The organism is Pseudomonas sp. LBUM1671, from assembly GCF_059695685.1.
Genome location: NZ_CP166782.1, coordinates 2,360,793 through 2,380,904 on the forward strand (window position 1 = coordinate 2,360,793; position 20,112 = coordinate 2,380,904).

A 20,112-nucleotide genomic window follows, 5' to 3' on the forward strand; every position below is an offset into this window, starting at 1 on the left:
CCGATATGCTCGATTCCAAACTGTTACGTAGCAACCTTCAGGACGTAGCGGACCGCCTGGCATCCCGTGGCTACACGCTGGATGTTGCGCGCATCGAAGCGCTGGAAGAACAGCGCAAGACCGTCCAGACCCGCACCGAAGCACTGCAGGCTGAACGTAATGCGCGCTCAAAATCCATCGGTCAGGCCAAGCAGCGCGGCGAAGACATCGCGCCGCTGATGGCCGACGTCGAGCGCATGGCGAACGAATTGAGCGCCGGTAAAGTCGAGCTGGACGCGATCCAGACCGATCTGGATTCGATCCTGCTCGGTATCCCGAACCTGCCGCACGAGTCCGTGCCGATCGGTGATGACGAAGACGGCAACGTCGAAGTGCGCCGCTGGGGCACCCCGACCGCTTTCGATTTCCCGGTTCAGGATCACGTGGCCCTGGGCGAGAAGTTCGGCTGGCTGGACTTCGAAACCGCCGCCAAGCTGTCTGGCGCCCGTTTCGCCTTGTTGCGCGGCCCGATCGCCCGTATGCACCGCGCCCTGGCGCAGTTCATGATCAACCTGCACACCAGCGAACACGGTTACGAAGAGGCTTACACGCCGTATCTGGTCCAGGCGCCAGCGCTGCAAGGCACCGGTCAACTGCCGAAGTTCGAAGAAGACCTGTTCAAGATCAGCCGTGAAGGCGAAGCGGATCTGTACCTGATCCCGACCGCTGAAGTGTCGCTGACCAACATCGTGGCCGGCGAGATCGTCGATTCGAAACTGCTGCCGATCAAGTTCGTTGCTCACACGCCGTGCTTCCGCAGCGAAGCCGGTGCGTCGGGTCGCGATACTCGCGGCATGATCCGCCAGCACCAGTTCGACAAGGTCGAGATGGTGCAGATCGTTGAGCCGTCGACGTCGATGGAAGCGCTGGAAGGCCTGACTGCCAACGCCGAAAAAGTCCTGCAACTGCTGGAACTGCCTTATCGCACGATTGCCCTGTGCACCGGCGACATGGGCTTCAGCGCAGTCAAGACTTACGATCTGGAAGTGTGGATCCCGAGCCAGGACAAGTACCGCGAGATTTCGTCGTGCTCCAACTGTGGCGACTTCCAGGCGCGTCGTATGCAAGCGCGTTTCCGCAACCCGGAAACCGGCAAGCCTGAACTGGTTCACACCCTCAACGGTTCCGGCCTGGCGGTCGGTCGTACGCTGGTGGCAGTGCTGGAAAACTACCAGCAGGCCGACGGTTCGATCCGTGTGCCAGAAGTGCTGAAACCGTACATGGGTGGCCTTGAGGTCATCGGCTAAATGGACTATCTGCCGCTGTTTCATAACCTTCGCGGCAGTCGTGTGTTGGTCGTCGGCGGCGGGGAGATTGCCTTGCGCAAATCCCGCCTGCTGGCCGAAGCCGGTGCGCTGCTGCGGGTGGTTGCACCTGAAATCGAACCGCAACTGCGCGAGCTGGTTGTCGGCAGCGGTGGCGAGTGTCTGGTGCGTGGCTACGTCGAAGCGGACCTGGATGGTTGCGGGCTGATCATTGCCGCCACCGATGACGAACCGCTGAACGCGCAAGTCTCCGCCGATGCCCATCGGCGTTGCGTGCCGGTCAACGTGGTGGATGCGCCGGCCTTGTGCAGCGTGATCTTCCCGGCGATCGTCGACCGTTCCCCCTTGATTATCGCGGTGTCCAGCGGCGGCGATGCTCCGGTGCTGGCGCGGCTGATCCGCGCCAAGCTGGAAACCTGGATTCCTTCCACCTACGGTCAACTGGCCGGTCTGGCGGCGCGTTTTCGCAGCCAGGTCAAACGCCTGTTCCCGGATGTGCAGCAGCGTCGGGCGTTCTGGGAAGATGTGTTCCAGGGGCCGATTGCCGACCGCCAACTGGCCGGGCAGGGTGCCGAAGCCGAGCGCTTGATGCTCGCCAAGATCAATGGCGAAGCGCCGGTCGCCACGGGTGAAGTGTATTTGGTCGGCGCAGGTCCAGGTGATCCGGACTTGCTGACCTTCCGTGCCTTGCGCCTGATGCAGCAAGCCGATGTGGTGCTCTACGACCGCCTGGTCGCCCCGGCGATTCTCGATTTGTGCCGTCGCGATGCCGAGCGGGTCTACGTCGGCAAGCGTCGCGCCGATCACGCCGTGCCTCAGGATCAGATCAACCAGCAATTGGTGGATCTGGCGAAGCAGGGCAAGCGGGTCGTGCGATTGAAGGGCGGTGATCCGTTCATCTTCGGTCGCGGCGGTGAAGAGATCGAAGAGCTGGCGGCCCATGGCATCCCGTTCCAGGTCGTACCGGGCATCACGGCCGCCAGCGGTTGCGCGGCGTACGCCGGGATTCCGCTGACTCATCGTGATTACGCGCAGTCGGTGCGATTTGTCACCGGGCATTTGAAGGACGGCTCCACCGATTTGCCGTGGGCCGACCTGGTCGCGCCAGCGCAAACCCTGGTGTTTTACATGGGGCTGGTGGGCTTGCCGGTCATCTGCGAGCAATTGATCAAGCACGGTCGCGGGGCGGACACCCCGGCGGCGTTGATCCAGCAGGGCACCACGGTCAATCAGCGGGTGTTTACCGGCACGCTGGCTGATCTTCCTCGACTGGTGGCGGAGCATGAAGTGCATGCGCCCACGCTGGTGATTGTTGGGGAAGTGGTGCAACTGCGCGAGAAACTGGCGTGGTTCGAGGGCGCTCAGGCGCAAGTCTGAACACTGAGTCGCCCCAATCGCTAGCAGGCTAGCTCCCACAGGGGATTTGTGAACGACACAAATCCAGTGTGGGAGCTAGCCTGCTAGCGATTGGGGTCCTCAAAAACGGTACAAACCTCAGGCCCTGCGCCAAACCCCTTTCCCACTCAACCGCGCCCGATCATGGGTTGCTGTGAAATCCTGCGCCGGCCCTTTCGGCACAACCCCCGTCGGATTGATGGTCTTGTGGCTGCCGTAGTAGTGATTTTTGATGTGCTGAAAATCCACCGTCTCGGCAATCCCCGGCCACTGATACATCTCCCGCAGCCAGTTCGACAGATTCGGATAATCGGCGATCCGCCGCAGGTTGCACTTGAAGTGGCCGTGGTACACCGCATCAAAGCGAATCAGCGTGGTGAACAGCCGAATATCAGCTTCGGTCAGATACTCACCCACCAGGTAACGGTTGGCGACCAACAGCTGCTCCAGTCGATCCATTTCGGCAAACACATCATCGAACGCTTCTTCATACGCCTGCTGTGACGTGGCAAACCCGGCGCGATAAACGCCGTTGTTCACGGCCGGGTAAATCCGCTCGTTCAACGCATCGATCTCACCGCGCAGGGGCGCCGGATAGAAATCCAGGTCATTACCGGTCAGGTCGTCAAAGGCGCCATTGAACATGCGGATGATCTCCGCCGATTCATTGTTGACGATGCGATTCTGCTGTTTGTCCCAGAGCACCGGCACGGTGACACGACCGGTGTAATCGGCGGTGTCGGCGGTGTAGCGCTGGTGCATGAAATCGAAATGATCGAGCTTGTCGCCGGTCGATCCGAGGTTCTGGTCGAAGGTCCAGCCGTTTTCCAGCATCAGCCAGCTGACCACCGAGACGTCGATGAGGCTTTCGAGGCCTTTGAGTTTGCGCAAAATCAGCGTGCGATGCGCCCACGGACAGGCGAGGGACACGTAGAGATGATAACGACCGGCCTCGGCTGCAAAACCACCGACACCTGTGGGGCCGGGCTTGCCGTCGGCGGTCAGCCAGTTGCGACGTTGCGCCTGTTCGCGCTGGAACGCGCCGTCCTTGCTGCTTTCATACCACTGGTCCTGCCAGCGACCTTCAACTAACAAACCCATGTTCAAGACTCCTCAACCAATAAGCGTTGGAGAAGAGTCTATTCGCATAGGTTCGATAAAATAGCGCAAAGGTTCGGGGGTTATGATCGGTTAAATCGATCTGTCCCGAGCGTCCCAATACTGCTGGGCGGTTTTGAAGGCCAGTTCGCGGGTCTGGCCGAGGCCGCGCAACGCGAGGGCCATGGTCGAGATCAAGGCCATTTGCGGGTAGCTGTCGACCACATCACCGCGCCAGACGGCTTTCAAATGCTCGGGATCGAGCGCGGCGGGTTTGACGTGGCGCTGGCTCGACAACTGCGGCCATTCCTCGTCCCAGCTTTCGCCGCCGGTGGTGCCGTACAAGTGGCTGTCGGCGTCCGGGTTGATCTCGATTTCGCCACCGTCGCCCTTGACCACAATCGCCGTGTCACCGAGCAAGCCGCTGGCATCGCGATGCACCGCCTGGTAACCGGGGTGGAAAATGCTTTGCAGGCCGCAGCGAGCGCCCAACGGATTGAGGATCCGGGTGAGGGAATGGATCGGCGAGCGCAGGCCCAAAGTGTTGCGCAGGTCGATCATGCGCTGAAGTTGCGGCGCCCAGTCCACCAGCGGCATGAACGCCAGGCCACCGTTATCGAGTGCGGTGCCGACCTGCTGCCAGTTGCGGGACAACGGAATGTTCAATCCTTCCAGCAATTGCTCGCTGTACAGCCGACCGGCCGTGTGCGCGCCGCCGCCGTGCATGAAGATGCGCACACCGTTCTGCGCCAGGCATTTGGCCGCCAGCAAGTACCACGGCAGGTGACGCTTCTTGCCGGCATACGTCGGCCAGTCCAGATCGACCGCCAGGGCTGGCGGGTTCAACCGTTCACGCAGGGCTTCGGTGAAGCCGGCCATTTCCTCGGCGCTTTCTTCCTTGTGCCGCAACAGCATCAAGAACGCACCGAGCTGGGTGTCCTCGACCTTGTCGTCGAGCACCATGCCCATGGCTTCCCGCGCTTCGGCCCGGGTCAGGTCGCGGGCGCCACGCTTGCCCTTGCCGAGGATGCGCACGAACTGGGCAAACGGGTGTTCGGCGGGCGTTTCGAGAGTCAGCGCTGGAAAGTCGGTCATAAGCAATTCGTCGGTTTGGGCAGGCCCGCCAGTTTCGCGGCGAGTTTGGCAGGGGTGCCTTTGAACAGTTTATTCAGGTGCAGGCTGTTGCCTTTTTCCGGGCCGAGCTTCAACGCGGTGTACTTGATCAGCGGGCGGGTGGCCGGGGACAGCTGGAATTCGGCGTAGAAACTGCGCAGCAATTCGAGGATTTCCCAGTGGTCTGGACTCAGCTCGATGTCTTCGGCGGCGGCGAGGGCGGTGGCCACCTCGTTCGACCAGTCGCTGAGTTCGACCAGAAAACCGTCCTTGTCCAATTCGATGGCGCGAGCGCCGACGGTCATTGAATTCATAGCCAGCTGTTGACCTTGTCGTAGTGAATCGACAGCTCGACGAAGGCCGGGTAATCGATGGCCTTGGCTGCATCGGGAATCTCCAGCGCCCGAGCCTGGGCGTCTTCGGCCAGTACGAACAGTTTCAATGGGCGAGCATTCAGCGCGTTGAACGGCGCGGTGCCCGGCTGCAACGCGTATACGGCGTCACCGGTCAGCAACAGCGCATCGTCCGTGCCGATAACGCGCAAGCAACTGGTCAGGCGGTCATCGCCGAACGGGGAATGAGACAACACATGCAAAGTCGACATCAGAGGGTGATCACCTGGTCGTAACGGTCAATAAGTGCAGTGATTTCCTGAGCGGCCAGCACTTGGGCTTCTTCAAGCGAGCGACCGTTGAGGTCCAGACCCCGTTCAGCAGCACTGTCGCCACAGACAAACAGGTCTTCAACACCGAACATCGGCAACGCTTGCAGGTTGGCGCTGAGGTCTTTCTGTTGCAGCGTCTTGGCGTCCTGTTTCGCAGCGAGCTGGAACACCCCGTCATCGAGAAACAACAAGCCGATGGGCAGGTCGAACGCGCCGCCGGCCAGCACGATGTCCAGTGCTTCCCGGGCGCTCGGCCCGGACCACGGGGCCTGACGGCTGATGATCAGCAGGGATTTAGCCATCTCAAGCGCCTCCGAAACAGATCAGGCGGTCAGCGTCTTGCACCGCGTCATGCAACTGGCCGAGGCCGGACAATTCCCACGGCGCGCCCACGGCAACGGCGTCACGCTGATAGCGTCCGGCTTCCTCTGCGTTCAACACACCACGGCGCAGGGCGGCGGCGATGCACACCACGCCGTCCAGCTGATGCTCGGTGACAAAGGCGCGCCATTGCTTGGGCAGGTCCTGCTCATCCTGCGGGGTGACTACGCTGCCGGAGGCGTTATAGACGCCGTCCTGATAGAAAAACAGCCGGACAATCTCATGCCCGCCGGCCAGTGCAGCCTCGGCAAACAGCAAGGCACGGCGCGAGGAGGGCGCATGGGCGGCGGAAAACAGCGCGATGGCGAACTTCATGACGGACTCGATCAGCAAAACTGTGGCCATGATAAAGCTTTATCGGCGGGGCGGCGAAGGGCGTTTACTCCTAGACCGAGTCGCGGCCATCGCGAGCAGGCTCGCTCCCACAAGGGATTTGTGTCGTACACGAAATCGAAATTCTCTACAAAACCCTGTGGGAGCGAGCCTGCTCGCGATGGCTGACTCTCAGGCACCGCTCAACGCGGCATATACCCCAACTGCCAACGCCGCGGAATCTTCAGCGACAGCAACCCGATCGCCCCCGCCAGCAACCCGCTGACAAACATCGCTTTAAGCCCAAGGTAATGTTCCAGCACTGCGCCGAGCACCGCACCGGCAAACATCCCCGTCCAGGGAATCAACTGAACCCGCCAGCCATTACGCCGCTCACCGAGCATCCACCGTCCCAGCCCACGGCCGAAGCGCGACAGCGCGCCGGTGACATAAGTGAGGCCGACCGGCAGGCCGTTCACTTCTTCCACTGCGGCATTGAGCATGCCCATGGCAATGATTGCCGCCAGCAGCGCCGGCAATTGCTCTTCATAAGGCCAGGCTGCGGCGCCGCAGAGCAGCATCGCGATGCACAGCAACAAGGGCAGCGCACGGCGACCACCGAGGCGGCTGACGACAATGCCCAAGGCGTTACCGACGACGAAGGTCGCCACAAGAATCAACAGACGCAGTGTCAGCCCGAGATCGCCGTCGCTGATGGCCACGGCGAGGCGGGTGGTGTTGCCGCTCATGAAGGAGACAAAATCGCCGCTGGCCATGAAGCCGATGGCGTCGGTCATGCCGGCGAGTACCGAAAGGGCGGCCACCAGCACCATGCCGATGCGTCCGCGCCATTTCTGTATATGCAGATGGCCCGGACTGGCGCGAGAAGTCGAAAGGGATGGCAACATCGGCGGAGGTCGTCCTCAGGCAGCGACCGTCACGGTCACTTGGTCAAACCATATAACTCGCAATAGTCCAGCCAGTCCATACCAGCCATCTCGGCCACTTCCTTGTGCACTTCCCTACGCTGGGCCTCGTAGTCTTCAGGCGTCGCGGCAGTCAGTTGCAAGGTCAGCTCCCAGGCAAACAGACCCAGGCGCTCGGCCTCGGCTTCGAAGGCCTCATGCAGGCGCTCGTCGCGGTACTGCGCTGCGGTCTCGCCCTTGGCCTGAGCCAATAGCGGGTTGAGGTTGTCGAGTTCGTGGCGCAATTCGGGGCGCTCATCGAGAAACTTCTTCAGCGCCTGTTCGTGTTGCTGTTCGGTTGCCGCCATGGTCGTTCCTTGAGGCTGGGGTTACGAAGATTGCTTCTTGCTGGCTTTGGCCGCAGCGGCCAGGCACTCGAGGGCAAACTGCTCGGGGTAGGTCATCTGGATCGGCGTGGTTTCGCCTTTGACGGTGCGTTCGCCGTCGAGGATGTAACGAATCCGTTTGTCGGTGACGCCAATTCGCTTGGCGATCCAGGACGGCGTCTGACCGATCTGGCTGATCAGCTTGTCCGCGTATTCGGCGGTCGGTTTGTAATACTCGGCGTTGGGTGTCATGACCTTTCCAGAAAAATGAGCCCGAAAAAATGGGCGATGCAACGTTAATGGCGCGACAGGGTGCGCGAATCGTCACGCGGTGTCGCGGTATAAATGAAGTAAAGCAGAACGATACGCCGTGCCACGGTGATACAGTCCGCTTTTTCTTGATGAGCGAACACAATGCGAATTCTGATGGTGGCGCTGGCCGCAACGTTGCTGGCGGGATGCGCCGGCTCGGTGATGAACGATGCCCGCACCAAAGCCCCGTACAAGACCCTGAACTCGGACAAACCGGAAAAAGTCGTTGCCCAGTGCGTGCAGTTTTCCTGGCAGGACGAGGCGGTGTTCGGTGTTGATGCCGGCGCTTATTTGCAGCCGGGTGAGAAGGGTGGCTCCACCGTCTACACGCGTTCGGCGGAGTCGTTTGTCGACGTGACGACCGATGCTTCCGGTACCGTGCTGAGTTACTACGCGCAGCAGGATGACTTCGTGGCCAAGCGCCGCCTCGCGGCGCTCGCGACCTGCCTCTGATCTGAAGGCTGACGCAATTCCCCCTGTGGGAGCGGGCTTGCTCGCGAAGAGGCCGTGTCCGTCGACATAGATGTTGTCTGACACACTGCGTTCGCGAGCAAGCCCGCTCCCACAGGGGTTTGGTGTGAAGCGCATAAAGGGTTACACGTCGTTGATCAGGCGCTTCTGGAAAAACAGGCGCTTGTGCCCCGGCGGATAGTCGACGATCTGCCCCAACTCGCTATAACCCAACTTCTTGTAGAACTCCGGCGCCTGGAAGTCGAAGGTGTCGAGCCATACCCCGACGCATGCCTTCTCCCGCGCAAGGTCTTCGGCCATTCGCATCAGCTTTGAGCCCAGGCCTTGTCCCCGGGCCTGCTCAGGCACTGATAGCAATTCGATAAACATCCATTGGTAAAACACTCGACCGTAGAGACCACCGAGGATCTCGCCGTTGTCGTCACGCACCAGCAAGGCAAATGTCTCCTGCGTCGAGACACCGGCCTTTGAGGCGTTATAGGCACGCAACGGCAGAAGGATCGCTTGCCGTTCTTCATCCGTGGGGTTCAGCGATTGTTCGATACGCAGGGTCATCGGCTACATCCTTATGGCTTTGGAAAAAACAGGCCCAAGCCTATCGCGCCAAGCAGCCGTAGTTCCAGCGCTTCAGGTGGAACCCTCGCTCGCGCCTGGATGTCTAGCCTAAACAGCGTCATTCCTGAACGCGGCCAATGAGGATCACCCCGTGAATATTTTTGAAGCCCTGCGTGAAAGTCACGACCGCCAGCGCACCTACGCCAAAGCCCTCATCAAGACCAGCGGTGACACCCCGGAGCGGGTCGAGGCTTACAAACAGCTCAAGTCCGAACTCCAGGCCCACGAAACCGCTGAAGAACGCCACTTCTACATTCCGCTGATGGAGTTCGACAATGGAGTAGATCTCAGCCGCCACGCCATCTCCGAGCACCACGAGATGGACGAAATGATGGAAGAGCTGGATGAGACGGAAATGTCCAGCCCGTCCTGGCTGGCGACCGCCAAGAAGCTGTCCGATAAGGTTCATCATCACTTGGAAGAGGAAGAGCAGAAATTCTTCCAGATGGCCGGCAAGCTGCTCGACGACAAGCAGAAAGAGACCCTGGCTGGCCAATACGAAAAGGAATACAAGGCACAGCTTTCCTAAGCGTCACCATGACCCCGATTGCTGCCTTGCGTTGTAATCCTTTTGCTACACAGGGCGTAGGATTTGGATCAGATAACTGGTTATATATCCAGTATTTGCAGGTGATCAGCCAAAGCGGCCTCATCCGGGCCACAAATGGGTCGATGGACAAAAAAACCAGCTCCGTTAGGTTGAAGGCCTCTCCTCAGGAAGGAGAGTTCTTAAATCAACGGAGTGAAAAAAATGAACCAACCACAGACTCAACCGCAACTTCGACACGGTCGTGTCACATCCCCTTCCAGCCGCGGTGCGGTCGCCGTCGAGCTGGAGCTGCTGGGTAACTGGCAAGTCAACGAAATGGAAGGCGGCAAGAACTTCCCATCGCTGACGGCGGGGCCATTTGCGGCGCCGTATCAAACCGACAGCGACAGTGTCACGCCACCCGCCGACGGCAACATCCTCAGCGGAGGCAAGACGGATGCCCGTGACTGCATCAACTTCACCAACGAAGAAATGAGCCTCAAGCTTGGCCGCCCGTTCACCTGGCCTTTGCTGAACGTCGATCCGGGTCAGACCTTCAAGGTCACCTGGGAATACACCGCGCCCCACGTGACCCGCGGCTACAGCTGGTTCATCACCAAGGATGGCTGGAACCCGAAACAGCGCATCAACCGTGCGCAACTGGAGCCGAAATCGTTCTTCGACGACTTCTATACCCAGGTCCCGTACTTCAGCCATTCCGCTGAAATGAAGGCCAAGGTCAACCACGAAGTGAAACTGCCCGGCAACAAAAAAGGCCATCACGTCATCGTGCTGATGTGGATCGTGGCTAACACCGGCAATGCCTTCTACCAAGCGTTCGACGTGGACTTCAAGTAAGCCCGCAGCGTTAATCCTCCACACGTTCTGAAGGAATAGAACATGTCAAAATTCGACTTTACGTTATTGAAATCGCCACTCGCCGACGCCGCTTCGTTGATGCCGAGCATTGCCGGCAAAAAGATCCTCATGGGCTTCTGGCACAACTGGCCCGCCGGCCCGAGCGACGGTTACCAGCGGGGCCAGTTCGGCAACATTTCGCTGCAGGATGTGCCCAAGGATTACAACGTGGTGGCCGTGGCCTTCATGAAGGGCAACGGCATCCCGACCTTCAAGCCATACAACCTGTCCGACGCCGAGTTCCGTCGCCAGGTCGGTGTGCTGAATAGCCAGGGCAGGGCGGTGCTGATTTCCCTCGGTGGCGCCGACGCGCACATCGAGCTGCACAAAGGCAACGAACAACCGCTGGCCAACGAAATCATCCGTCTGGTGGAAACCTACGGCTTCGATGGGCTGGACATCGATCTTGAACAGAGCGCGATTGATTTCGCCGACAACAAGAGCGTCCTGCCTGCCGCGCTGAAGCTGGTCAAGGACCATTACGCCGGTGAAGGCAAGCACTTCATCATCAGCATGGCCCCGGAGTTCCCATACCTGACCACTGCCGGCAAATATGTCGGTTACCTTCAGGCGCTGGAAGGCTACTACGACTTCATCGCCCCGCAGTATTACAACCAGGGCGGCGACGGAATCTGGGTGCCGGAAGCCAATAACGGCAATGGCGCGTGGATCGCGCAGAACAACGACGCGCTGAAAGAGGACTTCCTGTTTTACCTGACCGAAAGTCTGGTGAGTGGCACTCGTGGGTTCACGAAGATCCCTGCGGACAAATTCGTGATTGGCCTGCCCGCCAACGTCGATGCGGCGGCCACCGGCTACGTGATCAACCCGGCGGCAGTGGTGAATGCCTTCAAGCGTCTCGACGCCAAGGGACTTTCGATCAAGGGCCTGATGACCTGGTCGGTGAATTGGGACAACGGGGTCAATAGGGACCGCGTGCCTTACAACTGGGAGTTCAGCCGTCGTTACGGGCCGATGATCAATGGCAAGCAGCTCTCTTCACAGGAAGACAGCGCGCTGCCTGATGTCGCCAGCCAGCTGTAAAAGAAGCCCGGCAGAGATGCCGGGCTTTTTCGTTTTCGCCTACCATGTGGATCTTCTGACGAAAAAAAGGATGCGTTGTGATGGCGAACACAGCCGAAAGGGTCAACATCATTGAGTCCCAGGTGTTGTCCCACGACTGGTACCTGCTGAAGAAAATCACCTTCGACTATCTGCGTAACAATGGCGATTGGCAGCGCCAGACTCGCGAGGTGTACGACCGTGGCAATGGCGTGGCGATTCTGCTGTTCAATCGCGAGAAAAGAACCGTGGTGCTGACGCGTCAGTTTCGGTTGCCGGTGTTCGTCAACGGCCATGATGGTTTGCTGATTGAAGTGGCGGCGGGGCTGCTCGAAGGCGCTGCACCTGAAGAGCGCATTCGCGCCGAAGCCGAAGAAGAAACCGGCTATCGCGTTCACCACGTGCAAAAGGTCTTTGAGGCCTACATGAGCCCAGGCTCGGTAACCGAAAAACTGCACTTCTTCATCGCCGAATATGACGCTGCGTCGAAAGTCAGCGAGGGCGGCGGGCTGGAAGAAGAGACCGAAGAACTGGAAGTGCTGGAGTGGACATTCGACGAAGCGCTCGAGGCGTTTTATCGCGGGGAGATCTGCGATGCGAAGACCATCATGTTGCTGCAGTACGCCGCGATGAAAAACATCTTCATCTGAGCGACGCTTGCCCTTTGTGGCCGCTGTCCTGTGGCGAGGGGATTTATCCCCGTTCGGCTGCGAAGCAGCCGCAAAACTTGAGCGCACGGTCTATCTGATGCACCGCGTAGTCCGGATTCACGACTGCTGCGCAGCCGAACGGGGATAAATCCCCTCGCCACAGAGTTTCCGGGGGCTCAGTTTAAAACAGCTCGCCCGTTCGCTTGGCCGCTGACCACTCGCAACCCTCCAGCGTCAACAACCGCTCCTTGGCCTCAAGCCCACCGGCAAACCCGGTTAACTTCCCCGACGCCCCAATCACCCGATGGCACGGCGCAATAATCGAAATCGGGTTCCTGCCATTCGCCGCGCCCACCGCCCGCACCGCACTCGGGTTGCCAATCTGTTCGGCGATTTCGCTGTAACTGCGCGTCTCGCCAAACGGAATGGTCAGCAGCGCCTGCCACACCTTCTTCTGAAAGTCCGTTCCGGCAAAATCCAGTTCCAGCTCGAAGCGATTCCGCGTGCCGGCGAAGTATTCCTGCAGCTGTTGAACGGCGCGCACGAGGATCGGATTGTCCGGGGCTTCGCTCATCGGCCCGAGCCGTACGCGGTTCGGCTTGTCGTTTTCCCAGAGGATGGCGGCCAGTCTTGAATCTTTCGCAACCAGCTTCAGCTCGCCGACCGGAGACGCCAGGGTGGTGAAGGTGTAGGTCATGCCGGCGAACTCCGCGCAAGGGCTGGACAGAGGCCAAGCATACTGCCTCGACGGGGAGGCGCAATACGCAATCCCAGCCATACTTGCCTCTGCTTTGAAACGTTTCCTCCGTTTTTAAACAGAGCCAAAAAACAAAAAGAGACCGACTCATGAAGTTCGAACCTTTTGCCAAATCGCTGATTGCGACCTCCTTGGCGCTCAGCTGCCTCAGTGCTTACGCGGCCTCGGTGGCCCCGGTAGCGGCCGAAAACGGCATGGTCGTCACGGCCCAGCATCTGGCCTCCCATGTGGGCGTCGACGTACTCAAGAACGGTGGCAACGCCGTCGATGCCGCAGTCGCGGTGGGTTATGCGCTGGCGGTGGTTTATCCCGCTGCGGGTAACCTGGGTGGTGGCGGTTTCATGACCGTTCAACTGGCGGACGGGCGCAAGACTTTCCTCGATTTCCGCGAAAAAGCCCCACTGGCTGCCACCGCCAACATGTACCTCGATAAAGAGGGCAATGTCGTGCCGGAGCTGAGCACCCGTGGCCACTTGGCGGTTGGCGTGCCCGGCACCGTATCCGGCATGGAACTGGCGCTGAAGAAATACGGCACCAAACCGCGCAAGGAAGTGATAGCCCCGGCGATCAAGCTCGCCGAAGACGGATTCGTGCTGGAGCAGGGCGATGTCGAATTGCTGGAATACGCCACCGACGTGTTCAAGAAGGACATCAAGGATTCCGGCGCGATCTTCTTGAGCAATGGCGAGCCGATGCAAGTCGGGCAAAAACTGGTACAGAAGGATCTGGCGAAAACCCTGCGGGAAATTTCCGAGAAGGGCGAAGACGGTTTCTACAAAGGCTGGGTGGCCGACGCTATCGTCACCTCCAGCCAGGCCAACAAGGGCATCATCACCCAGGCCGACCTCGACAAATACAAGACCCGTGAACTGGCGCCGATCGAGTGCGACTACCGGGGTTATCACGTGGTCTCGGCACCGCCGCCCAGCTCCGGTGGTGTGGTGATCTGCGAGATCATGAACATCCTCGAAGGCTACCCGATGAAAGACCTGGGCTACCACTCGGCCCAAGGCATGCATTACCAGATCGAAGCGATGCGCCACGCCTATGTGGACCGCAACAGCTACCTCGGCGACCCGGACTTCGTGAAAAATCCGATCGCCCACCTGCTGGATAAAAACTACGCGACTAAAATCCGTGCCGCGATTGATCCCAAGAAGGCCGCCGTATCGAGCGAACTCAAACCCGGCGTAGCGCCCCATGAAGGCAGCAACACCACGCATTACTCCATCGTCGATAAATGGGGCAACGCGGTATCGGTGACCTACACCCTCAACGACTGGTTCGGCGCCGGTGTCATGGCCAGCAAAACCGGGGTCATCCTCAACGACGAAATGGACGACTTCACCTCAAAAATCGGCGTGCCCAACATGTACGGCCTGGTGCAAGGCGAAGCCAACGCCATCGCACCCGGCAAGGCACCGCTGTCGTCCATGAGCCCGACCATCGTCACCAAGGACGGCAAGGTTGTGATGGTCGTCGGCACCCCCGGCGGCAGTCGCATCATCACCGCGACCTTGCTGACCATCCTCAACGTGATCGACTACGGCATGAACATCCAGGAAGCGGTCGATGCGCCCCGTTTCCACCAGCAATGGCTGCCGGAAGAGACCAACCTGGAAACCTTCACCACCAGTCCGGACACGGTGAAGATGCTCGAAAGCTGGGGCCACAAGTTCGCCGGGCCGCAAGATGCCAACCATGTGGCAGCGATCCTGGTGGGCGCGCCTTCGCTGGAAGGCAAACCAGTGGGCAACAATCGCTTCTATGGGGCCAATGACCCGCGCAGGAATACCGGATTGTCGCTCGGTTATTAAGGGTTGTTTTTCAAAGGGGACAGATCTATTTTCTGTCCCCTGATCCACCGACCTCTTAAGGAAGGAACCATGACTACTGCACTGCTGATCATCGACGTCCAGCATGCCTTGTGCACTGGCGAGTACGAATGCTTTGAGATCAAGCGCGTCATCGAGAAAATCAACAGCCTGAGCGCCAAGGCCCGAGAGGCCAAGATACCGGTCATCCTCATCCAGCACGAAGAAAAGGGCGATCTGCTGCAACAGGGTTCTGAAGGCTGGCAACTGGCCGAAAGCCTGATGACTTCACCGCAAGACCTTCGCGTGCGAAAAACCACGCGAGACTCGTTCTACAAGACCCACTTGCAAGCCCAACTGCAAGATTTTGCCATCGACCGCCTGATTATCTGCGGGCTGCAAACCGACTATTGCGTCAACGCCACCGTCCGCCAGGCCCTGAACCTGGGCTATGACGTGGTGCTCGCCGCCGACGCGCATTCCACCGTCGACAACGGCAACCTCGCCGCCGAAGACATCATCGCCGAGCACAACGCAGACCTGGCGCACTTGACGGGGCCCGTGGCACGGATCGACGTCATCCCGGCCAGCGAAGTAACGATCAAGAACTAAAAACATCGATCAGCTCGCTCAGGAACGCACTCACCAGATCCCGCTGACGCGCCGAATGCCGAACCGCCGCATGAAAGCCGACCTCATAGCGCAGCAACTCGGGGTTCAGCGGATGCAACTGCCTCAGCTGTTCATGCTTCGCCGCATAGTGCTGCGGTAGAAAGCCCAAATGCTGTCCTGACAGAATGAGCAACGCCGTGCCGTCCATGCTGTCGGTGAACACCCTGCCGTTAAAAAAGCAGGGCGGGTAGGCTTTGAATCTTGACGTAGGACCGGCTAATGGGCGTCCCCTTTTCAGTCCCCTTTTCGAGGGAATACTTTAAAGCCTATCTTGGAATTAAATGCACGGATTGGCGCATTCCAAAACGTCGATCCTTGAATGACTTGTTGTGCGCCATATGGTTCACAATGACTACACACCAATGAGGCGGCCAAAGTCGCTTTCCCCGAGTATGCGAATTTTCTGACCTTTGGCCATAAGTTCTTCGGCTTTCCTATGCTTAGTGCTCTTTTCTGCGCCAGCCAGCATGCGAATGTCTTGGTCGCCGACGACAAGCAAAGTGGTTTGTTTCGTGACGCCAGTTGCGACATCGCAGCCTGCTAACGATGCAACATTGGCAGCTTCTTGGCGAGGTATTGAAAGTGCTCCGGTGAACACAACCACATTACCGAATAGTGGGCCGTCTGGATTGGCCGTGCGAACCTCGGTGGATGATAATGACGCAGTTGGTCGTAATGCTAAAGAGCACCAATCGGCAGCACTTGAACCAGTTTCCTGAATTGCTCTAAGTAATATTTCTCCCGCAGCACGCGCATCCTCTTCTGCTTCGTGATGCTTGAAGCTTATGCCGAAGTGAGCGGCAACATTTGCAAGCCCATAACCAGACTGCGAAAAAATAGGCCAAGTGCGCCTAACAACTCGCGCCGTATCAAGCCACTGGCAATCAAGTGAGGTTGTTGAAGATTTCTCACAGGCTCTACGAATTGCAGTTCTGTCGAATGGCGTATGGCTAGCCAATATTTGATTAGAGTATTTGGCTCTCAGGCGATCATGTACTTCTATCCAATGCGGTGCCGATGCAACCATTTCCTCATTTATGCCGTGAACTGAAACGTTGTGAGAATCAAAGTAGTCATTTGGATTAACGAGCGAACTCCATGACTCTGAGAATTGTCCGTTTGAGAAAACGGCGATGCCAACTTGGCAGATGCTTGCAAGGTCTGGATTGGCGGTTTCAACGTCAATGACTACAAAATCCATGATGCCTCCTTAGGCGACATGCCATGTTGCGTTTCTTGTCGCGATGGCGTGTCGTATAACGTTCCTTGTCGTCCTGTAAGTCCTTGTCTAGCTTAGAGGTGGTCGCGGCATACGCGACATTGCTCAGGGAGAAACGCGACATGGATGACGGCAAGCCCTGCTACCTTCTGGAATCGAAAGCAGTGTCAGTGACCCTACCCATTTGCCATCACCGTGTCCACCGTCCACTTTTGGCTGATAGCTGTCTTATTCAAGAGACCACGTTGCACCATTCTTACGACGGTTACGCTTATAAAACCGCCAGAGACATCCTAAATGTTTCCCCGGTTGTCACCTCGTGCAGGAAGCGCGCGCCAGCTCATTAAACAACTATTGAAGGTTCGTGTTTAAACGCCCTCAAGGTTACGTCCTGAAAGCTACAAAACCTTGCGCCGTTGCCTACGGCTGCACCAGAATCCGCCGGCTTGTGCGCTTTTGGGACGCTCGGTAACTTGATTCGTGTCACTGCCCTTCAGTGATCGGGTTTAGCAGCCCGTCGTGACGAAGCGCATCTGCATCCAGACAGTCAGGTCATTTCATGCCTGCACTTTATGGTAGCTGTGCGCAGGGCGCCCTCGGGCGCGCCGGAGTTCGTCTCTGCCGGTCTGCTAACCTGCACACAGCTGCCACCTTACGTTTAGCAGCGTTCGGTGATGGCTCCATATGTTGGAGACAGAAATATGTTTAAGGCCACACCGAATCCACCCGACACCGATCCAGTTTCCCCCTACGAACCCGATTCAAAAAAACTCAACGAAGCCGCCGAACGCGCCCTCGACTTCCACTTCCCATCAAACGCCGATATCAAAGCCGCCCCGCGTACCTCCAGTAGGCTGTTTTCCGTAGACCCAGAAGCCACGGCCGAAACCCTGGCGGTTTTTTTGGTCGAGACGCTGGCGTCGGTGGATGTGATGGTTCATCAGTTGGTGGATCATTTGGAGGGGGAGTCGCGTTATGCCTTGTTGGGCATTTCAAACAGCATCATGGTGGCGGAGGTTGCGGCGAACCGGGTGTTGGATAGGGTTGAGCCGTCTAAGTAGTTGCTGACCTGCGGGGAGGGGGATTGCTTCCACTGAGCGGCGACGCGGGTTCAACAGATGGGCCTGCTGCGCAGGCCAGCGGGAGCAAGCTCCCTCGCCACAGGTTGCTTGTTGTTTGTTCTGTTTGTGTTCGTAAAAACGGGACGCTTGGCGTCCCGTTTTTTAGGGTGGTGGTATCAGCCTCCGGCGCGTTTATTCAACGCCTCTGCCGCCGCAGCGATTTCAGCCTGGCCTGCGCGAGCCCGCAGTCAAGCAGCGGCAAGCCCTCCATCAATCAGGTAGATCGCAAAGGAGAACGTCACGATCGACAGCACGGTGCTGACCAGAATGGAGGTCGCTGCTTCGCTTTGATAGGCGCCGGTCTGGTTCGCAAACATCGCCGGGATCGTCGCCGATGGAAGGGCGCAAAGCAGGATCATCTGTTGTGCGTACAGGCCATGAGTGCCGAGCAGTACCGTGGCGCCGAACATTAACACCGGGTGAATGAGCAGCTTGAGCCCAAGGTTGCCCCAGACTTCACCGGACATTTTCAGTTTCTCCGACGACATGATCAGTCCCAGGCACAGCAGGGATACACCAGGCGTGGCCTTGCCGAGAAGGGTGAAAGACTCCGCCGCAAGCGCAGGCAACTCGACCTGCAGCACGGAAAGCAGAATCCCCAAGGCCGGCGCCCACATCAGAGGACGACGTACCGCCCCTGAAAGGCTCGACAAAAACGCCTGGCCGCCACTGGCCTTTCCATCAGCGATGGTGAGCAACATGGTCGTCAGCGGGATCATCACCAGGCTTGCGACCAGGTTCAGCACCAGCACCGAGTAGATGCTGCCCGCGCCGTACATTGCACCCAGGATCGGGATGCCCATGAAGGCGGCGTCGGGATAACCGTTCACGAAGCCCTTGAGCGTTGCCACCTTGAGATCGCGAGTGCTGAACCAGCCGATTGCCAGCGCTATCGTGTACATGCCCATGATGCCGATGAACGTCGCCACGATGAACTTGAAGTCGAAGAGCTGTTCACGGGGCGTGCTCGCCATCCCGACAAAAAGCAACGCCGGGAATATCCAGCCCAGCACCAGCCGGCTGATCAGCAGGCTGTCCGAATGGGTCAGCCGTCCGCGCTTGCCGGCGATGTAGCCCAGCGCGATCACAAAGGCGACGGGCAAGATGGGTCCTACGATCCTGTCTAACATGTCATCAATCCTCGTATTTATTTTTATCAAGAATGTCGTCATGGCTGATCGAGGCCGACACGTCGGCGTCGATCAACGCTGCAGTGAACCAGCGGCTTTTGGGGTCAAGGTTTGAAGCGGTAGTCCCGGATGACGTCCTGGTCCGGCTCGATGCCGAGCCCCGGCCCTTGAGGTACGTCGATGCGTCCGTCACGCGGAATGATGGCGTCGCCATAGAGTTGCGCTTCGAGATCGAAGTAACGCCATTCGACCAGTGACTTGGCGCCGCCCAGGGCCGCACTTCCATGCACCGCCGCCAGCAGGCCGGGGCCGTCATAAAAGGCGTGGACCATCACGGTGACGCCATGGGCGTTGGCCAGTGCATAGACTTTTTGCAGTTCGGTGATGCCGCCCATTTTGGCGGGACTCGGCTGCACGAAATCCACCGCGCCGGCCTCAAGCAGGTGCTGGAAGTCCATGAGCGTCGAGGCATTCTCGCCAGCCGCAACCGGGATGCCGCCGTGCGCGCGCACCCTTGCCAGCCCCGAGTAGTCTTCCGGTGGCCACACCGGTTCTTCGATCCAGCGCAGGTTCAACGGGCGAAGTTTTTCGGTCATGTCCAGCGCTTCGCGCACCGTCCACGGAGCGTTGACGTCGAGGGTGATTTCCACGCCGGGACCGGCGGCTTCGCACGCAGCGCGGATGACGTCGATATCCACTTCGTGCAGCTTGAGGTGACGGAAACCGCTGTTGACTGCGCGCTGCACATTGACGCGGATGAGTTCGGGATCGGCATACCGGATCAGGCTTGCATACGCCGCAAGAGACGTGGCCTCACTGCCGCCCAGCAACTGGTAGATCGGTTTTTCGGCGGCTTTGCCCGCGATATCCCACAGCGCGATGTCAATCGCCGAGAGGCCATAGATGAACGCGCCGCTGCGACCGAAAACATGAAACTTCCTCTGCAGATCGCCTTGTAACTTCTCCCGTCGAGTGACATCGCTGCCAATCAGTTCAGGCGCAAGGATGGTGTCGATCACCACTTTTACCGCAGGGATCGCGGTGAAGCCGAAGGTTTCGCCCCAGCCAACGATACCGTCGTCGGTGGTGATTTTGACCACGAGAGAGTCGACCATTTGCAGGTCTTTCGGCCCCCAGACCCCGCCGGCCGACGGGCCACCCGTGGTGAATGGAATACGAAGCGGAATGGTTTCAATGCTGGCAATTTTCATAGGATTGCGCCTCAAGCGGGTTGCGAGGCTGGCACGGCGATTTTTTTTATTCGTCCGTGCCAGGTTGAGGGCA

24 protein-coding genes and 1 pseudogene are annotated in these 20,112 nt (G+C 58.9%); 10 read left to right on the forward strand and 15 right to left on the reverse strand.

The annotated features are described in order from the left end of the window. The first annotated feature begins 5 nt into the window (after positions 1-5). Both serS and cysG read left to right on the forward strand, forming a co-directional pair. Positions 6-1,286, forward strand: coding sequence for a serine--tRNA ligase (serS, locus tag ACA060_RS10790; RefSeq protein ID WP_109629460.1), 1,281 nt, complete (start codon positions 6-8; stop codon positions 1,284-1,286). Continuing rightward, positions 1,287-2,681 (forward strand): siroheme synthase CysG, encoded by a 1,395-nt coding sequence (cysG, locus tag ACA060_RS10795; RefSeq protein ID WP_497317116.1) that lies wholly within the window; start codon positions 1,287-1,289, stop codon positions 2,679-2,681. Positions 2,682-2,798: 117 nt separating this feature from the next. Here cysG and ACA060_RS10800 read toward each other — a convergent pair whose 3' ends face one another. From ACA060_RS10800 to ACA060_RS10840, 9 genes are all read right to left on the reverse strand, one after another. After that, on the reverse strand, positions 2,799-3,800 hold the full coding sequence (locus ACA060_RS10800; protein ID WP_497317118.1) for a glutathione S-transferase family protein: 1,002 nt from the start codon (positions 3,798-3,800) through the stop codon (positions 2,799-2,801). A gap of 90 nt (positions 3,801-3,890) precedes the next feature. Further along, complete coding sequence (locus ACA060_RS10805) at positions 3,891-4,892, reverse strand: glycosyl transferase family protein (protein WP_497317120.1); 1,002 nt, start codon at positions 4,890-4,892, stop codon at positions 3,891-3,893. Beyond that, positions 4,889-5,224: a TusE/DsrC/DsvC family sulfur relay protein gene (locus ACA060_RS10810; RefSeq protein ID WP_109629474.1), complete on the reverse strand. Its 336-nt coding sequence runs from the start codon at positions 5,222-5,224 to the stop codon at positions 4,889-4,891. The genes ACA060_RS10805 and ACA060_RS10810 overlap by 4 nt, the downstream gene beginning before the upstream one ends. Further along, positions 5,221-5,514, reverse strand: a complete 294-nt coding sequence (tusB, locus tag ACA060_RS10815; RefSeq protein WP_497317122.1) for a sulfurtransferase complex subunit TusB — start codon at positions 5,512-5,514, stop codon at positions 5,221-5,223. Before tusB ends, ACA060_RS10810 begins: the two co-directional genes overlap by 4 nt. Further along, complete coding sequence (gene tusC, locus ACA060_RS10820) at positions 5,514-5,876, reverse strand: sulfurtransferase complex subunit TusC (protein ID WP_497317124.1); 363 nt, start codon at positions 5,874-5,876, stop codon at positions 5,514-5,516. Before tusC ends, tusB begins: the two co-directional genes overlap by 1 nt. A gap of 1 nt (position 5,877) precedes the next feature. Then, a complete protein-coding gene (tusD, locus tag ACA060_RS10825) occupies positions 5,878-6,270 on the reverse strand; it encodes a sulfurtransferase complex subunit TusD (protein WP_109636010.1) in 393 nt (130 codons plus the stop codon). Between the two features lie 200 nt (positions 6,271-6,470). Further along, entirely contained in the window at positions 6,471-7,175 is a 705-nt protein-coding gene (locus ACA060_RS10830) for a YoaK family protein (RefSeq protein WP_497317126.1), read from the reverse strand. Between the two features lie 35 nt (positions 7,176-7,210). Next, a complete protein-coding gene (locus ACA060_RS10835) occupies positions 7,211-7,540 on the reverse strand; it encodes a DUF6388 family protein (protein ID WP_497317128.1) in 330 nt (109 codons plus the stop codon). Positions 7,541-7,561: 21 nt separating this feature from the next. Continuing rightward, positions 7,562-7,810 carry a hypothetical protein gene (locus tag ACA060_RS10840; RefSeq protein WP_008154823.1) on the reverse strand — a complete coding sequence of 83 codons (249 nt, stop codon included), beginning with the start codon at positions 7,808-7,810 and terminating at the stop codon, positions 7,562-7,564. Positions 7,811-7,972: 162 nt separating this feature from the next. Between ACA060_RS10840 and ACA060_RS10845 the strand changes: the two genes are divergently transcribed. Further along, positions 7,973-8,323: a hypothetical protein gene (locus ACA060_RS10845; RefSeq protein WP_109629487.1), complete on the forward strand. Its 351-nt coding sequence runs from the start codon at positions 7,973-7,975 to the stop codon at positions 8,321-8,323. A 141-nt stretch (positions 8,324-8,464) separates the two neighbouring features. Here ACA060_RS10845 and ACA060_RS10850 read toward each other — a convergent pair whose 3' ends face one another. Then, positions 8,465-8,896 carry a GNAT family N-acetyltransferase gene (locus ACA060_RS10850; RefSeq protein ID WP_109629490.1) on the reverse strand — a complete coding sequence of 144 codons (432 nt, stop codon included), beginning with the start codon at positions 8,894-8,896 and terminating at the stop codon, positions 8,465-8,467. Between the two features lie 151 nt (positions 8,897-9,047). Here ACA060_RS10850 and ACA060_RS10855 point away from each other — a divergent pair, with 151 nt between their 5' ends. From ACA060_RS10855 to ACA060_RS10870, 4 genes are all read left to right on the forward strand, one after another. After that, positions 9,048-9,485: a hemerythrin domain-containing protein gene (locus ACA060_RS10855; protein ID WP_497317131.1), complete on the forward strand. Its 438-nt coding sequence runs from the start codon at positions 9,048-9,050 to the stop codon at positions 9,483-9,485. A 222-nt stretch (positions 9,486-9,707) separates the two neighbouring features. Then, a complete protein-coding gene (locus ACA060_RS10860) occupies positions 9,708-10,343 on the forward strand; it encodes a lytic polysaccharide monooxygenase auxiliary activity family 9 protein (RefSeq protein ID WP_497317133.1) in 636 nt (211 codons plus the stop codon). A gap of 42 nt (positions 10,344-10,385) precedes the next feature. Beyond that, positions 10,386-11,447, forward strand: coding sequence for a chitinase (locus ACA060_RS10865; RefSeq protein WP_497317135.1), 1,062 nt, complete (start codon positions 10,386-10,388; stop codon positions 11,445-11,447). Positions 11,448-11,527: 80 nt separating this feature from the next. Continuing rightward, positions 11,528-12,115, forward strand: a complete 588-nt coding sequence (locus ACA060_RS10870; RefSeq protein WP_497317136.1) for an NUDIX domain-containing protein — start codon at positions 11,528-11,530, stop codon at positions 12,113-12,115. A gap of 181 nt (positions 12,116-12,296) precedes the next feature. On the opposite strand, the gene ACA060_RS10875 is transcribed toward ACA060_RS10870, so the two are convergent. Then, positions 12,297-12,812: a methylated-DNA--[protein]-cysteine S-methyltransferase gene (locus ACA060_RS10875; protein ID WP_497317138.1), complete on the reverse strand. Its 516-nt coding sequence runs from the start codon at positions 12,810-12,812 to the stop codon at positions 12,297-12,299. A gap of 149 nt (positions 12,813-12,961) precedes the next feature. Between ACA060_RS10875 and ggt the strand changes: the two genes are divergently transcribed. Together ggt and ACA060_RS10885 are read left to right on the forward strand one after the other, a co-directional pair. Beyond that, entirely contained in the window at positions 12,962-14,689 is a 1,728-nt protein-coding gene (gene ggt, locus ACA060_RS10880) for a gamma-glutamyltransferase (RefSeq protein ID WP_109629505.1), read from the forward strand. A 69-nt stretch (positions 14,690-14,758) separates the two neighbouring features. Continuing rightward, the gene (locus ACA060_RS10885) at positions 14,759-15,298 is read left to right on the forward strand and encodes a cysteine hydrolase family protein (protein ID WP_497317140.1); all 540 of its coding nucleotides are present in this window, start codon (positions 14,759-14,761) and stop codon (positions 15,296-15,298) included. On the opposite strand, the pseudogene ACA060_RS10890 reads toward ACA060_RS10885, so the two are convergent. Both ACA060_RS10890 and ACA060_RS10895 read right to left on the reverse strand, forming a co-directional pair. Beyond that, positions 15,288-15,521: pseudogene (locus ACA060_RS10890) on the reverse strand (LysR family transcriptional regulator); the annotation flags it as partial. The gene ACA060_RS10885 and the pseudogene ACA060_RS10890 overlap by 11 nt on opposite strands. A 189-nt stretch (positions 15,522-15,710) precedes the next feature. Continuing rightward, complete coding sequence (locus ACA060_RS10895) at positions 15,711-16,559, reverse strand: exonuclease domain-containing protein (RefSeq protein ID WP_497317142.1); 849 nt, start codon at positions 16,557-16,559, stop codon at positions 15,711-15,713. A gap of 719 nt (positions 16,560-17,278) precedes the next feature. Between ACA060_RS10895 and ACA060_RS10900 the strand changes: the two genes are divergently transcribed. Further along, positions 17,279-17,638 (forward strand): DUF6124 family protein, encoded by a 360-nt coding sequence (locus ACA060_RS10900; RefSeq protein WP_497317144.1) that lies wholly within the window; start codon positions 17,279-17,281, stop codon positions 17,636-17,638. A gap of 248 nt (positions 17,639-17,886) precedes the next feature. Here ACA060_RS10900 and ACA060_RS10905 read toward each other — a convergent pair whose 3' ends face one another. Then, entirely contained in the window at positions 17,887-18,870 is a 984-nt protein-coding gene (locus ACA060_RS10905; RefSeq protein WP_497317146.1) for an AEC family transporter, read from the reverse strand. Between the two features lie 62 nt (positions 18,871-18,932). Further along, entirely contained in the window at positions 18,933-20,039 is a 1,107-nt protein-coding gene (locus ACA060_RS10910; protein ID WP_497317148.1) for a mandelate racemase/muconate lactonizing enzyme family protein, read from the reverse strand. Positions 20,040-20,112: the final 73 nt, after the last annotated feature.